We start from the raw sequence: 14366 nt of genomic DNA, 5'->3' as shown, positions 1-14366 counted from the left end.
GGTGCCATTTTTTGCTTACAAGGCGCGCAATGCCAGCGGCGAACTGCTGACCGGCGTGATGGAAGGCGCCGACAGCGGCGCCGTGGCGGACCAGCTGTTTTCCACCGGCGCGACGCCGGTGGAAATCCTGGTGACCAAAAAAGCCGCCACCACGGGCGCCGATATCGGCTGGTGGCAAAAGCTGACGGAGAAAAAAGTCAGCTCGATGGATGTGCAATTGTTCAGCCGCCAGTTGTACACCCTGCTCAAGGCGGGCGTGCCCATCATGCGCGGCCTGGCCGGCCTGCAGGAGTCCGCCATCAGCCCCGCGTTCGGACGCATCATCAAGGACGTGCGCGAATCGCTCGACGCGGGCCGCGAACTGTCGGCCGCCATGGCGCGCCACCCCGCGATCTTTACGCCGTTTTATTTGTCGATGGTGCGCGTGGGCGAAATGACGGGGCGCCTCGACGAGGTTTTCCTGCGCCTGTTCGACCACCTGGAATTCGACCGCGACATGCGCGCGCGCGTGAAATCGGCCACGCGCTATCCCAGTTTCGTGATCGTGGCCATGCTCATCGCCATGGTCGTCGTCAATATGTTCGTGATTCCCCAGTTCGAGAAGGTGTTCGCCAGTTTCCATGCGGAACTGCCCTTGATGACGCGCATCCTGATCGGCACGTCGGCCTTCATGGTCGCGTATTGGCCTTTGCTGCTGGCACTGACTATCGGCGCGATAGCCGGTTTCCGGGCCTGGCTGCGCACGGTCAGGGGGCGTTACGCGTGGGACCGGTACAAGTTGCGTTTCCCCATCGCCGGGAAGATCATCCTGAAAGGCACGATGGCGCGCTTCGCACGCAGCTTCGCGCTGTCGAGCACCAGCGGCGTGCCCATCGTGCAGGCGCTGACGGTGGTGTCGCAGACGGTGGACAACGCCTATCTGTGCGCCCGTGTCGAGCAGATGCGCGACGGCGTCGAGCGCGGCGACAGCATTTTGCGCACGTCGGTGACGGCGGGCGTCTTCACGCCGGTGGTGCTGCAAATGATCGCCGTCGGCGAAGAGTCCGGTTCACTCGATGACTTGATGAATGAAATCGCCCAGATGTATGAACGCGAAGTCGATTACGAATTGAAGACCCTGTCCGCGCAGATCGAACCCATCCTGATCGCCTTTCTTGGCGCCATGGTGCTGGTGCTGGCGCTGGGCATCTTCTTGCCGGTATGGGATCTGGGCAAGGTGGCCCTGCATAAATGAGGTCGTGCATTTCGCCAAAAAACAACAGCGTGGCAGTCAAGGCAGGGCAGAGCGGGTTCACCCTGTTTGAACTGGCCGTTGTCGTGTCCGTCATTGCCGTGCTGGCGGCTGTGCTGCTGAGCCGGCTGTTAGCGGTCCAGCAGGAGGCGGAGCGGGTCGCCGTGCAGCAAACGGTGCTGGCGCTGCGCGCGGGTCTGCGCATGAAAGTGCTGGAACTGTATGCGGCTGATCGGCAAAATCAGTTGCCGGCGCTGGCGGGGCAAAACCCCATCGATTGGCTGGCGGAAAGGCCGTCCAATTATTTAGGTGAATATACGGCGCCGGAGATAGCAAAACTTCCTCAAGGTCATTGGTTTTTTGATAGAAGTAATGCAGAATTGATATACGTATTAAATCGAGGCAACACTTTCGGCCTTGGCCGTTCCGAGTTGCTTCGATTCAAGGTAAGCTTGCGGCAAGCGTCCGCTACCCTGGCCCGGCCCTCAACCCCGGTGGATGCGCCTGATCTGGCGTTGATACAGCTGGGCGAGGCGGATGGGCTGAAATAGTTTTTTATTTTGCCGGCACATTTTGCCAGCATCGTTTTTTTGATTTTTTGGAGATCAGCATGAAACTGCAGTCAATTCGTCGTTTTCAACAAGGTGGCCAAGCGGGCTTTACGCTGATCGAGTTAGTCGTCGTCATCGTCATCCTGGGCATCTTGGCGGCCACCGCGATTCCCCGTTTTATCAATCTGTCGGCCGATGCCCGCCTGGCGAAAGTCAACGGCGCTCGCGCCACAGTGCAGGCCGCCGCTTCCCTGGCTCATGCGCAATGGCTGGTCAACAACACTGCCGTCGGCACAATTCCTCCTGTGGTAATGGAAGGTACGACCATCACCATGGCGAACGGCTATCCTGATGCGGCCGGCATCGTGTTGGCGGCAGGTGGTTTGGCCGACTACAATGTCACGGGCACGGCGCCAGTATCGATCGCCGCCGATGCCAACCATCTTGCCTGCGCGGTTACCTATACAGTCGCTACGGCGACTGCGGCGGCGGCGGTGGGCCCCGCGCCTGTCCTTAGCAATTGCTAATGACGTGAATCTGCATGCAGCGGCAGGTCGCGCCGCATGCAATCCGCCTGGCTTGCCAGGCGTTTTTTTATTCTTTCTGGCATGCTTGAGCCAGCATGCCGCTCATTGCCATAGGTGCGAGTACACGATGCCGTCTCCTGCAGGTTTGATGTTTGCCGGGCCTGCCAATCGTGGGCGCCTGCAGCGCGGCTTTACCCTGGTCGAACTGATCGCCGTGCTGGTGGTGGGCGGGGTGCTGGCTGCCGTCGCCGCCCCTCGTTTCTTTCAGCAGGATACTTTTGACGCGCGCAGCTTTGCCGACCAAAACATCGGCATGCTGCGCTATGGGCAAAAACTGGCGATCGCGCAAAACCGGCCCGTTTTCGTGCAGCTTAACGGCAGCCGCATTGCCCTGTGTTTCAATACGGCCTGCGACGCGGTCAACCGCGTCTTGCCGCCTGCTGGCGGCAACAGCGGCCGCAGCGCCACCATGAGCGCCTGCGCCAATACCACCGCGTGGCTGTGCGAAGCACCGCCCAACAATATCAGCTACAGCGTGCCGGCCGATGCCGCCGCTTTTTATTTCAATGCCCTGGGCCGGCCGTTCAAGGCGAGCGACGCCGAGCCCGTCTCGAGCTTTCCCGCGCGCGTCAGCATCGGCATCAGCGGCGGCGGCATGACGCGCAACATCATCGTCGAAGGGGAGACGGGCTATGTCCATTACTAGGATAGCCGTCTTGCCGGCTCGCAGGTTGGCGCAGCGCGGCGTGACTCTGATCGAACTGATTGTCTTCATCGTCATTGTCTCCATCGCCGTGATTGGATTGCTGCAAATTTTTACCCGTACCACAGCCAGCAGCGCCGATCCGCAATTGCGCAAGCAGGCGCTGGCGCTGGCCGAGGGCATGCTGGAAGAGGTAACCATGGCGCGCTTCACGTTTTGCGACCCGGTCGCCGATCCGGCCGCGGATGCGGCGACGAATGCCGCGCCGTTCGACAGTGCCACCAATCCCACCGGCTGCAACACGCCGCAGAATGTCAGCGCGACGGTGCCCGCCACGGGGCGACCCTACTACAATGTCAGCGACTACGTGCGCGCATTCAATACTCCCGTGAGCTACACGACCGACGCGGCCGGCAACAGCTTTCCTGCGGGCTATGCGGTGAGCGTGGCCATCAGCCCCGAGGCGGGACTGGGGCCGGCAGGCGCCACCTTGCCTTCGGACGCCACGCCCGTCAACATGAATGTGCTGCGCGTCACGGTCACCGTGACTTACGGCGCGAATCAGCAGCTGGTGCTGGCCGGTTACCGCACGCGTTACGCAGGAAATGCCGTCCCATGATGACTTTTTTACGCCCCCGGCAGCGCGGTTTTACCTTGATCGAACTGATCGTGGTGATCATCATCACGGCCATCGTGGCGGGCATGGTGACGGTATTCATCCGCGCGCCCATGCAAGGCTACCTGGACGTGGCCGCCCGCGCCGAACTGGCCGATGCCGCCGATACGGCGGCGCGTCGCATCACGCGCGACGTGCGCCTGGCGCTGCCCAACAGCGTGCGCGTCGCGAACAATGGGGGCGACAGCTATCTGGAGCTGCTGCTGACCAAGACGGGCGGACGCTATCTGTCGGAAGACGACCCGGCCACAATGCCGGGCAATGTGCTGGCCTTCGATCCCCTCACGCCGGTGAGCAACGCGAAGGTGTTTACCATCGTCGGCGCCGTGCCTGCCGGCCGGCAGGCCATCGTGGCCGGCGACTTTATCGTCGTCAACAACCTGGGCGCACAGCCTCCCGTGGATGCCTATAACTGCAGCGGGCAATGCAACCGCGCCCAGGTCGCTTCCATCAGCGGCAACGAAGTCACGCTGGTCAATAACCCCTTCGTCGCGCAAACGCCGTCCATGCCTTCCCTCAGCTATCGTTTCCAGGTGGTCAGCACGGTCGTGACCTACCACTGCGCACCGAATGCGAACGGCACGGGCACGCTGACGCGCTATGCCGGCTATGCGATCCAGCCAGCCCAGCCGGTGAGCGCCACCGCCGCGCCCCTCAATGGCGCGCCGTCGGCAGCGCTGATGGCGATGCAGGTTGCCGCTTGCGATTTTTCCTTCGATACGCTGCCCAACATGCAGCGGGGCCTGGTCAGCATCGGCCTGACCCTGGGCGCGCCCGGCGGCAATGCCGGCCAGATCACGCTGGTGCAGCAGGCACAGGTGAATAATTCGCCATGACGATATCCGCTACCGCCACCTCCATGCCGCATCGCCGGCGCCCATGCCGCCCGGCGCGCGGCTTCAGCATCATCACCGCCATCTTTCTGCTGGTGGTGCTGTCCGCGCTGGGCGCGGCGCTGGTTTCCATTTCGACCATGCAGCATGCCGAGTCGGCGCTGGACGTGCAGGGCGCGCGCGCCTACCAAGCGGCCCGGGCCGGCATGGAGTGGGGACTGTACCAGCAGCGCGTCAACGGCAGTTGCGCCGCCAGCAGCAGTTTCGCCTTGCCCGCGAATGGCGCGCTGGCTGGTTTTTCCGTCACCGTGCGCTGCACGCAGACCGCTGGCGCGGTACCGCGCTTCCAGGTGATCGCCACGGCGTGCAATCAGCCCGTTGGCGGTGTGTGCGCCACCGCCAACGCCACCAATCATCCCGATTACGTGCAGCGCGTCGTACAGGCGGAGTTTTAGGCGAGGCAAACCAAAGGAGCGACATGCGGGCAGTCACGGCAGTATGGATACATGCATTGGGGCGCTTGGCCCTGCTGGCCCTGCTGTACTGCGCCCCGGCGCAGGCAGTGACGTACGCCAATACCAGTTTTGCCTACAACTGGATCGACGCCAGCAATCATGCCAGGCTCGGCTACAACACTTCGCCGTACAAATTCAACGGCGCCACCGGCTGCGGCACCACGCCGCCCATCCTCGACGACACGCTCAGCGACGCCTTGCCCATCGGTTTCAGCTTCATGTATTCGGGTGTGGCCTTCAGCAGCCTGCGCGTGATGACGAATGGCCGGGTGCAGTTCAATAACAACGTCACGTGCGGCTACGGCAGCCCGGTGCAGACGCTGCCGTATCCGGACAGCAGCTTGAACTACACCATGCGCATCTATGGCAACGATCTCGATCCCACCTCGAAGCTGGAATTGCCCACCTACAATACCGCCTGCGCCAGCCGCACGACCTGCTATGTCAGCTACGCCACGGTCGGCACGGCGCCGTACCGCAGTTTTGTCGTGACGTGGAATAACGTGCCCGAATGGACGACGGGCGCCAATCCCACCGGTTCCTACAGCCTGCAATTGATACTGCAGGAAAACGGCGAATTCATCTACCAGTACGGCGCCGCGGTGGCGGGGCCTTCCGCCAAGCTGGGCCAGATCGGCTGGCAGGCCGACAGCAACGATTACGACACGCCGCAAACCGGCTTTCCCGTCAGCAATTCGGCCATCAAGTTCTACATCCCCCGTCCGGTGCTCGAATACCGGATGGAGCAGCCCAGCTGGGACAATACGCCGGGGCAGGTCAGCGACACCAGCGGCAACGGACGCGACGGCACGGTGCTGGGCGGCGCGCAGACCATCGCCGCCGGCCGCGTCTGCCGTGCGGCCAGCTTTCCCCTCAATACCAGCGCCGCGGCCATCGACGCCATCGACAGCGCCCTGTCCGTGCCTGGCACCATGGGCGGCGCCGGCACCATCACGTTCTGGTACAAGGCCAATACGGCCTGGTCCGGCAGCGGCGCACGCGATGCGCAATTGCTCGACGCCACGCAGATGAACAATGAATGGTTTTTCCTCGTGCGGCGCAGCACGGGCGCCTTGCGCTTCGTCGTCACGGATAGCCTGGGCAACCAGCGCACGGTGGAAACGGCCGCCAATACGGTGGCCGCCGGCACCTGGAAGCATATCGCCGTGAGCTGGAGCTTCAATGCGCTGGCCGCCGCCAACAGCGACCATTTGCGCGTGTACGTCGACGGCGTGCTGCAAAAGGAAGCGGCGTTTACCACGGCGGCCGTGGTGTCGCCGCGCGTCGGCACCTTGTTTATCGGCGACAACCGCAGCGCGCTCACGGGGCAGAACGGCAGCGGCAATTCCACCGATGGCGCCATCGATGAATTGCGCGCCTATAACTATGAAGGCGGTCTGGCGCTGGTGCAGCGCGACCAGAATCTCAGCCAGGCCGGCTGCCTGAACCATTATGCGGTGACAAATACGGGCACCGGCCTGACGTGCCAGCAAAGCACGGTCACGGTTACGGCGCATGACGTCAATCACAACAATATCGTGATGCCGAACAACACCACGCAAATCCAGCTGAGCACCTCGAACGGCATCGGTGACTGGGCCCTGATCTCGGGCTATGGCGTGCTTGCCAATGGCACGCTGAACGACGGCGTGGCCACCTATCTGTTCAACGGCGAGTACCAGGCCGTGTTTGGCCTGAGCAGCGGCACGGCCGCCACCGTCAGCGTGAATGTGACGGACGGGCAGTTCACGGAGCAGGAAGACCAGTCGCTGGTGATCAAGGCGTGCGCCGTGGCGCGCTTCAACGCCTGCGAGGCGACGTCGCCCCGTTGCGTGCCCAGCACCAGCAGCCTGAGCTACGCGCGCCTCAATACCAAGCTGGCCGACACGGCCTTCAAGCTGGACCTGGTCAAACTGAAGTCCGACGCCAGCCTGGAAACGGCGTTCGCCGGCGCGGCCACCGTGGATTTGCTGGTCAATACCGCCACCGGCGTGGCGCTGGGGGCGAACAACTGTCCGCTCACCCAGACCGCCGTCATTCCGCTGGGCCTGGTGGCGTTTACGGGCGGCTATTCGACCACCAATGTGAGCATCCCTGCCACTGCCATCAGCGCCGTGGCGCCCAGGTACAGCGCCTACCGCGACGTGCGCGTGCGCGTCACTTGCACGGCGGCCGTGTGCGGCACCGCCAATGTGGGATGCTCGACCGATAATTTCGCGGTGCGGCCGCAGCAGTTTGCGCTCAGTTCCAACATGAGCAACAGCGGCCTGAGCGGCACCCCCAGCCTGGCGGCGGGCGCCCAGTTTACCCTGAGCGCCGCCGCCGCGGCCGGCTACAACGGCACGCCGCTGGTCGACAATACCTTGGCCGGCCAGAAAATCACCGGCTTCCTCAGTACCGCCGACTACACCGACCGCCTCGCGTCGGCCTCGAATGCCAGCCCGTTTCCGCTGGGGCAGGCCGTGCTGGCCAGCGGCCTGGCCAGCAACAGCGGCGTCACCTACGGCGACGTCGGCACTTTCCGCATGCTGCCCGAGGCGGTACTCGACAATGCCTACACGAGCGTCGACCAGCCCGGCGACTGCGTGATCGGCAGCAGCGGCAATACGGCCGTCAATGGCAAATTCGGCTGCAATATCGCCAACCAGGCGCAGACCCCGGCCCCCGTCTTTGGCCGCTTTTTTCCTGACCATTACGCGCTCACGGGCGCGCTGAGCGGCGCCTGCGGCGACGCCACCTACATGGGCCAGCGCGAACTGGGTATCGTGCTGGGCGCGACGGCCTTGAGCAAGGGCAACCAGATCCTCGCACGCTATGGCAGCGCCTATCCCGGACTCGCCAGCGTCACCATGGGGGCGGGTAATGCCGGTGTGGCGCTGGCCATCGGCCGCCTGACGCCGGCATTGCCCGCCTTTGCGTGGAGCCAAGGACGCAGCGGGCGTTCGTACGCGACCGACGGCGCCGCGTATGCCGCCGGCAGCACGCAAGTGGTGGTGGCCGGTAGCGGTGGCCTGTCGGCGGGTGAACTGATCAAGTTCGGCGGCGACGGCGCCATCTACACGGTGCAGGCCGGCACTGCCGGTGCGGGCAGCATCACGCTCGCCGCGCCTGGCCTGCTGCAGGCGATGCCCAGCGGCGCGACCGGCATCACGGTGCTGCACAGCTTTGACCGGCTGGCCAGCGGCCAGGATGGCCCATACGACGATTTTTCGCTGGTGGTGGGCATCAGCGACAGCGATGGCGCGCTCATTTCCAGCGTGAATGGGCTGGCCGTCGCGCCGGCCGCCAGCGTCGCCATCGGCGACACCAGTCTGCGTCACGGCCGCTTGCGCATCAACAACATGTACGGCTCGGAACAGCGTGCGCTGCTGGTGCCCCTGGCCGCGCAATACTGGAACGGCAGCGCGTATGCCGTCAATACGCTGGACAATTGCACGGCTCTGCTGCGCAAGAATTTCGTCTTGAAGGATTACCTCAACCTGACGGATGCCCAGTTGCCCGCCGCTACCACCTTGCCGCTCGACAGTAGCTTGCTGAAGCTGGGCGCCGGCAGCGTGCTGATGGCCAAGCCCGCCGCACCGGTGACGAAAAAAGGCACGCTCATGCTGCAGTCGCTGATTCCCTATCTGCCGGGACAGGCGCGCCAGACCATAGGCGCATTCAAGAGTGATTCCAGGCTTATCTTCATGCGCGAAGTATATTGAAGGGCGCGATTTTTCGGCGCGTCGTGACATTCGTGGGGTTTTCCTGAAAATCTGTTGTCAATTATTTCTTTTTTAACCTGTTCATACCTGCGATGAATTAAAATTGATTCAATGCATCATTCGGACGGCACCGCTGTCGTCGCATTTCATTACCTGGATCGGTGGCATGGGTTTATTCGCAAAAGCAAAAAAACACGAGGGTTGGCTGGCGACGTCATTTTCAGCGGAAGGCGTGTGCGCCGCCGTGGTCAAGCGGCGCGCGGACGACAAGCCGCTGGTGCAGGCGGTGGCCACGTATGCCGGACGCAAGCCGCTGGCGGCGGCCATCCTCGAAAAAATGAACCGGGATGTGCATGCCCAGTCGTATCGGAACACCACCTTGCTCGGTGCGGGCGAGTATCAATTGCTGACCCTCGATGCGCCGAACGTGCCGCCGGAAGAACTCAAGACCGCCGTCCGCTGGCGCCTGAAGGACATGATCGACTTTCCGGCGGCGGAGGCCACCGTCGACGTCTTCGATATTCCAGCCGACAGGAACGGACCGGGCCGCGCGCAATCGCTGTTCGCCGTCGCGGCGCGCAACAATGCCGTAGCCCAGCGTCAGGCGCTGTATGGCGAATGCAAGATCGCCCTGTCCGTCATCGATATCCCGGAAATGGCTCAGCGAAATATCGCGGGCTTGATGGAAACGCAGGGGCGGGGCCTGGCCATGCTGTCTTTCGATGGCGAAGGGGGACTGCTGACCGTGACCTTCGATGGGGAGCTGTATCTGGCGCGGCGCATCGACGTGACCGTGACGCAACTGGCCGATGCCAGCGACACCCAGCGGCAGCAGTGTTACGACAAGATCACGCTTGAACTGCAGCGTTCCTTTGACCATTTCGATCGTCAATTCCATTTCATCACCATTGCCAGGCTGGTCCTGGCGCCTACCGGCAGCGATGGCCTGCATGGCTACCTGGCGGACAATTTGTACATGCCTGTCGAGGCGCTGGATCTGGCGACCCTGTTTGACTTTTCCAAGGTGCCGGACTTGTCGGCCGCTGCCGGCCAGGCACGCTTTTTCCTGGCCCTGGGCGCGGCCTTGCGGCAGGAGGGGATGCCAGCGTGAGCCAGCAAATCAATCTGTTCAACCCTGCGTTTGAAAAGCGGAAGCAGGCGCTGTCGGCGCAGGGCTTGTTGCGGGGACTGGGGCTGGTCCTGGCCGCCAGCGCCGCGCTGGTCTGGTTTGGCGCGCGCCAGGTGGCCGCGCTGGAACGGGCGGCGGCCGACGCCAAGGTCATGCTCGACGCGCGCGAGGCGCGCCGGACCGATGTGTTCGCGCGGTTTCCCGTGCCCGGCAAGGACCCTCTGATCGCCAGCGCGCTGGGCCAGGCCGAGGCCGACCGCAGCGCCTTGCAGGAAGCGGGGCAAATTTTGCAGGGCGCTGAACTGGGCACCACGCGCGGCTATGCCGATTATTTCCGCGCGTTCGCGCGCGCCAGGGTCAACGGCTTGTGGTTGACGGGCGCGAGCATTGCCGGCGCCGGCAACGAGATCGGCTTGCAGGGGCGGGTCGTGCAGCCGGACTTGCTGCCGCAATACATCAGCGCCCTGTCCAGGGAATCGGCCTTGCAGGGCAAGTCGTTTGCGCGCCTTGACATGACCACCGCTCAGCCTCCAGCTGCCCAGGCTTCCGCGCCGGCGCCGGCGCCAGCGTTACCGGGCGCAGCGTCTGCCGCCGCCGTACCGGCACCGGCACCGCGCTTTATCGAATTCAGTTTGCAATCGTCGGCGGCGCCCGCCAGCGGCGCAGGGACGGTCAAGCAATGAAGCAGCAATGGCAACAATTCGCCTTGAAATTCGATGCACTCAGCGTGCGGGAACGTATCATGATCTTCGGCGCCAGCGCCGCGCTGCTCATGTTCATCGTCTTTTATCTGTTCATCGATCCGCAGCTGGCCAGGCGCAAGGCGCTGGCCGACACGATTGCCCAGCGGCAGCAAGCCGTCGCGGCCATCGATGCCGAGATGGCGCAAAGAATGGCCGCGCATGCGGCCGACCCCAACGTGCAGGACCGCATCCGGCTCGAACGGATCAGGCAGGAAGTCCTGCAGATGCGGCATGGCTTGCAATCGGCGCAAAACGGCCTGGTGGCGCCCGAGCGCATCGTGCCGATGCTGCAGCAATTGCTGAAACAGCAGGCCCGCCTGCACCTGGTGTCGCTCACTACCCTGCCATCGGGCGCCATGGGGCAGGGCGGCCATGCCGCTGCCAGCGCAACAGCGGCGTCCGCGCCTGTCGCCGCGCCTGCCGCGAAGTCGCCAGCGGAAGCCGAGCCGGCCAGGGCACCGGCCCTGCTCTACCGTCATGGCGTGGAAATCGTATTGCGTGGAAATTATCTGGATATGGTGAATTATATGGATGCCGTCGAGGCCATGCCGGCCCATGTGTTCTGGGGCAAGGTCAACATGCAGGTCGAGCAGTATCCGAACGCCACGCTGAGCCTGACCTTGTACACGCTCAGCCTGGACGAGAAATGGATCGCGCTGTGATGCGCGCCGGCCGCTGCGCCTTCCTTGCCTGTGCGCTGCTGGCGCCGGCGCCGGGTGTGCTTGCCCAGGCGCTGGCCGATCCCACGCGGCCGCCCGATGCGGCGCCTGTCCAGGGTAGCACGGCCTCTGCCGGCGTGGCGCGTCCGCAGCTGCAATCGGTGCTGATTTCCAATCAGCCCGGCGGACGGCGCCTGGCCGTGATCGATGGTCGCAGCGTGCGCGCTGGCGACAAGCTGGGCGGAGCAGTCGTCGTCGCCATCGGCGAGACCAGCGTGACCTTGCGACGCGGCAAGACACTGGAAACGCTGCGGCTGTATCCGAAGACGGTCGACGCAAATGATGCAATGCATGTACGAAGGAAACAGGTTCATGTCACCCAATAAATACAAGGCGGGAATGCGGAAGATACTTGAAATCAGCAAGCGGGCGGGCGTCCTGGGACTTGCAGCGGGTTTGTGCGCCTGCAATGTCGCGCCTGTAAAGCGCGATACCTACAATGCGATCAAGGAACAGGTGGCCGGCGCGGCAGCGACCACCGGCCCGGCGGCGCAATCCGACGCGGTGGAAAACGCGCTGCTGCCGCCCGCGTCCACGCTGGCCGCGCAGTTGCCCAAGGCGCGCGGCGTGCTCGACGAGCGTTTCAACGTCGCTTTCAACAACGTGCCGGCCCGCCAGTTCTTCCACTCGCTCGTCAACGGCACGCGCTACAACATGCTCGTGCATCCGGACGTGCAGGGCAGCATTTCGGCCAACCTGAAGGATGTGACCCTGTTCGAGGCGCTCGACGCCGTGCGCGAGATGTATGGCTATGATTACAAGGTCGACGGCACGCGCATTACGATACGGCCGCTCACCATGCAAACCCGCATGTTCCAGGTCAATTACCTGACGGGCAACCGCAAGGGCATGTCGAACCTGCGCGTCTCCTCGACGTCGGTATCGAATGCCGGCACGAGCACCAGCGGCCAGAGCGGGAGCAACGGCGGCCAGCCGGCGCAGCAGAACCAGCCGCAGCAGCCAGGCCAGTCGGGCCAGCAAGTGGCGCAGGACAGTTCCAACCTGAGTACCACGTCCGACAGCAATTTCTGGGCCGAACTGAAGGATTCGCTGGGCGCCATCATCGGCGGCACGGCCGACGGCCGCAAGGTGGTGATCAGCCCGCAGTCCGGCGTCGTCGTCGTGCGCGGCATGCCCGACGAGCTGCGCGCCGTCGATCTGTACCTGAAGGCAACGCAACTGTCGGTGGACCGCCAGGTGATCCTGGAAGCCAAGATTCTCGAAGTGGAATTGAACGATAACTTCCAGACCGGCATCAACTGGGCCTCGTTCGCCTCCATCAAGAGCGGCCACACGAACCGCATCTCGACGGGCTTCATCCAGCCGGGCGGCACCCTGGCGCCGCTGCCGTTCAATGGCGGCCAGCCGCCGAACATGACGAATGGCAGCGGCCTGACGGCGAGCAGCGGCTTTGGCCTCAGTTCGGCGGCGAATGCGGCCGGCTCGATGTTCGGCCTGGCGTTCCAGACGGCCAATTTCGCCGCCATGATCACCTTCCTCGAGTCGCAGGGGGCCGTGCACGTACTGTCGAGTCCGCGCATCGCCACCATGAACAACCAGAAGGCCGTGCTGAAGATCGGCACGGATGAATTCTTCGTCACCGGCGTAAGCACCACCGTGACTTCCACCGGCACCACGGGCGGCACCACTTCCAGCCCGAACGTCACCTTGCAGCCGTTCTTTTCCGGCGTCGTGCTCGACGTGACGCCGCAGATCGACGAGCAGGGCAACATCATCCTGCACGTGCACCCGTCCGTCAGCCAGGTAACGACCGTCAACAAGCAAATCGACCTGGGCAGCGCCGGTTCGCTGAAGCTGCCGCTGGCCGCCTCCAGCACCTCCGAAATGGACAGCATGGTGCGCAGCCAGGATGGGCGCATCGTCGCCATCGGCGGCCTGATGCGCCAGGCCACCACGTCGGACCGTTCGCAAGTGCCGGGCGCGGGCGACATTCCCGTGCTGGGCGCGCTGTTCCGCAACACGGGGCAGGTGATCCAGAAGCGCGAGCTGGTGGTGCTGATCAAGCCGACCATCGTCGAGGGCGCCAACAGCTGGAACGAGGACTTGCTGGAATCGGGCAAGCGCATCGAGGCGCTCGACCCGCGCCGGCCGTCGGAGCGGCGCTAAATGTACCAGGTCCATTTCGGCTTGCGCGAGGCGCCGTTCGGCCTCACGCCCGATACCAGTTTCTTCTTCAATGGCCCGCAGTCGCAAAAGGCGCTCAATACCCTGCTGGTGGCGGCGCGCAATGGCGAGGGCTTCATCAAGATCACTGGCGAAGTGGGCACAGGCAAGACTTTTCTTTGCCGCAAGTTCATGCAATCGTTGGGACCGGACTTCGTCACGGCTTACATCCCGAATCCGAACCTGCCGCCCCGTTCGCTGATCCTGGCGCTGGCGGACGACCTCGATGTGCTGCTGGAGAAAGACGCCGATCAGCATCAGCTGCTCAAATCCCTGAACCTGCGCCTGCTCAACCTGGCCGCGCAGGGCAAGCGCGTGTTGCTGTGCCTGGACGAAGCGCAGGCGATTCCCGTCGACAGCCTCGAAGCGCTGCGCCTGCTGACGAACCTGGAAACGGAAAAGCGCAAGCTGCTGCAAATCGTGCTGTTCGGCCAGCCGGAACTCGACGTCAAGCTGGCCCTGCCGGAAATCCGCCAGCTGGCGCAGCGCATCACCTTTCACTACCACCTGGGCCCGCTGTCGCGCGACGACGTGGATTTCTATGTGGCGCACCGCCTGCGCGTGGCCGGCTTCGACGGCGCGCGCCTGTTCAGCCGTGGCGGCGTGCGCAAGCTGTACCAGGCTTCCGGCGGCATCCCGCGCCTGATCAACATCATGGCGCACAAGGCGCTGATGGTGGCGTATGGGGAAGGGCGGCAGCAGGTCAGCGGGCGCCACGTGGCGCTGGCCGCCAGCGATACTCTGGCCAGCACGCCGCGCTTCTGGCGGAGGCCTTGGCCATGGCTGGCCGGCGCCGGCGTGCTGGCTGCCGCCAGTGCCGTGAGCTGGACTTTATTGAACCGATGACGAAG

14 protein-coding genes are annotated in these 14366 nt (G+C 63.9%); all 14 read left to right on the top strand.

Features of this window, described 5'->3' with window-relative positions:
- Nucleotide 1 precedes the first annotated feature (1 nt).
- The 14 genes from BLU39_RS03250 (at nt 2) to BLU39_RS03185 (ending at nt 14361) form a co-directional block, all read left to right on the top strand.
- Nucleotides 2–1234: a type II secretion system F family protein gene (locus BLU39_RS03250; protein WP_092709584.1), complete on the top strand. Its 1233-nt coding sequence runs from the start codon at nt 2–4 to the stop codon at nt 1232–1234.
- A gap of 29 nt (nt 1235–1263) precedes the next feature.
- A complete protein-coding gene (locus tag BLU39_RS03245) occupies nt 1264–1782 on the top strand; it encodes a type II secretion system protein (protein WP_175539194.1) in 519 nt (172 codons plus the stop codon).
- 59 nt (nt 1783–1841) lie between these two features.
- Nucleotides 1842–2309 (top strand): type II secretion system protein, encoded by a 468-nt coding sequence (locus BLU39_RS29145; RefSeq protein ID WP_092709577.1) that lies wholly within the window; start codon nt 1842–1844, stop codon nt 2307–2309.
- A 127-nt stretch (nt 2310–2436) separates the two neighbouring features.
- Nucleotides 2437–3015 (top strand): pilus assembly FimT family protein, encoded by a 579-nt coding sequence (locus BLU39_RS03235; RefSeq protein WP_092709574.1) that lies wholly within the window; start codon nt 2437–2439, stop codon nt 3013–3015.
- 10 nt (nt 3016–3025) lie between these two features.
- Entirely contained in the window at nt 3026–3631 is a 606-nt protein-coding gene (locus tag BLU39_RS03230) for a prepilin-type N-terminal cleavage/methylation domain-containing protein (RefSeq protein WP_254788872.1), read from the top strand.
- Entirely contained in the window at nt 3628–4524 is an 897-nt protein-coding gene (locus BLU39_RS03225; protein ID WP_092709568.1) for a prepilin-type N-terminal cleavage/methylation domain-containing protein, read from the top strand. Before BLU39_RS03230 ends, BLU39_RS03225 begins: the two co-directional genes overlap by 4 nt.
- Nucleotides 4521–4976, top strand: a complete 456-nt coding sequence (locus BLU39_RS03220) for an agglutinin biogenesis protein MshP (RefSeq protein ID WP_092709565.1) — start codon at nt 4521–4523, stop codon at nt 4974–4976. The genes BLU39_RS03225 and BLU39_RS03220 overlap by 4 nt, the downstream gene beginning before the upstream one ends.
- A 23-nt stretch (nt 4977–4999) precedes the next feature.
- A complete protein-coding gene (locus tag BLU39_RS03215; protein WP_092709562.1) occupies nt 5000–8740 on the top strand; it encodes a LamG domain-containing protein in 3741 nt (1246 codons plus the stop codon).
- 166 nt (nt 8741–8906) lie between these two features.
- Entirely contained in the window at nt 8907–9851 is a 945-nt protein-coding gene (locus tag BLU39_RS03210) for a type IV pilus biogenesis protein PilM (protein ID WP_092709928.1), read from the top strand.
- Nucleotides 9848–10552, top strand: coding sequence for an MSHA biogenesis protein MshA (locus tag BLU39_RS03205; RefSeq protein ID WP_092709558.1), 705 nt, complete (start codon nt 9848–9850; stop codon nt 10550–10552). The genes BLU39_RS03210 and BLU39_RS03205 overlap by 4 nt, the downstream gene beginning before the upstream one ends.
- Nucleotides 10549–11274: a type II secretion system protein GspM gene (gspM, locus tag BLU39_RS03200; RefSeq protein WP_092709555.1), complete on the top strand. Its 726-nt coding sequence runs from the start codon at nt 10549–10551 to the stop codon at nt 11272–11274. Before BLU39_RS03205 ends, gspM begins: the two co-directional genes overlap by 4 nt.
- Nucleotides 11259–11657, top strand: a complete 399-nt coding sequence (locus tag BLU39_RS03195) for an MSHA biogenesis protein MshK (RefSeq protein ID WP_254788871.1) — start codon at nt 11259–11261, stop codon at nt 11655–11657. The genes gspM and BLU39_RS03195 overlap by 16 nt, the downstream gene beginning before the upstream one ends.
- The gene (gene mshL, locus BLU39_RS03190) at nt 11644–13458 is read left to right on the top strand and encodes a pilus (MSHA type) biogenesis protein MshL (protein ID WP_232731110.1); all 1815 of its coding nucleotides are present in this window, start codon (nt 11644–11646) and stop codon (nt 13456–13458) included. Before BLU39_RS03195 ends, mshL begins: the two co-directional genes overlap by 14 nt.
- Complete coding sequence (locus BLU39_RS03185) at nt 13459–14361, top strand: ExeA family protein (protein ID WP_092709546.1); 903 nt, start codon at nt 13459–13461, stop codon at nt 14359–14361.
- Nucleotides 14362–14366: the final 5 nt, after the last annotated feature.

Source organism: Janthinobacterium sp. OK676 (genome assembly GCF_900103595.1).
Classification (GTDB): domain Bacteria; phylum Pseudomonadota; class Gammaproteobacteria; order Burkholderiales; family Burkholderiaceae_D; genus Janthinobacterium.
The sequence above is the reverse complement of the archived record's forward strand: the minus strand, read 5'-3'. Positions and strand labels throughout refer to the sequence as shown.

Coding starts and splice junctions, on each gene's coding strand:
- BLU39_RS03225 (WP_092709568.1), top strand. CDS start 3,628: ATGATGACTTTTTTACGCCCCCGGCAGCGCGGTTTTACCTTGATCGAA.
- BLU39_RS03235 (WP_092709574.1), top strand. CDS start 2,437: ATGCCGTCTCCTGCAGGTTTGATGTTTGCCGGGCCTGCCAATCGTGGG.
- BLU39_RS03210 (WP_092709928.1), top strand. CDS start 8,907: ATGGGTTTATTCGCAAAAGCAAAAAAACACGAGGGTTGGCTGGCGACG.
- BLU39_RS03220 (WP_092709565.1), top strand. CDS start 4,521: ATGACGATATCCGCTACCGCCACCTCCATGCCGCATCGCCGGCGCCCA.
- BLU39_RS03215 (WP_092709562.1), top strand. CDS start 5,000: ATGCGGGCAGTCACGGCAGTATGGATACATGCATTGGGGCGCTTGGCC.
- BLU39_RS03195 (WP_254788871.1), top strand. CDS start 11,259: ATGGATCGCGCTGTGATGCGCGCCGGCCGCTGCGCCTTCCTTGCCTGT.
- gspM (WP_092709555.1), top strand. CDS start 10,549: ATGAAGCAGCAATGGCAACAATTCGCCTTGAAATTCGATGCACTCAGC.
- BLU39_RS29145 (WP_092709577.1), top strand. CDS start 1,842: ATGAAACTGCAGTCAATTCGTCGTTTTCAACAAGGTGGCCAAGCGGGC.
- BLU39_RS03185 (WP_092709546.1), top strand. CDS start 13,459: ATGTACCAGGTCCATTTCGGCTTGCGCGAGGCGCCGTTCGGCCTCACG.
- mshL (WP_232731110.1), top strand. CDS start 11,644: ATGTCACCCAATAAATACAAGGCGGGAATGCGGAAGATACTTGAAATC.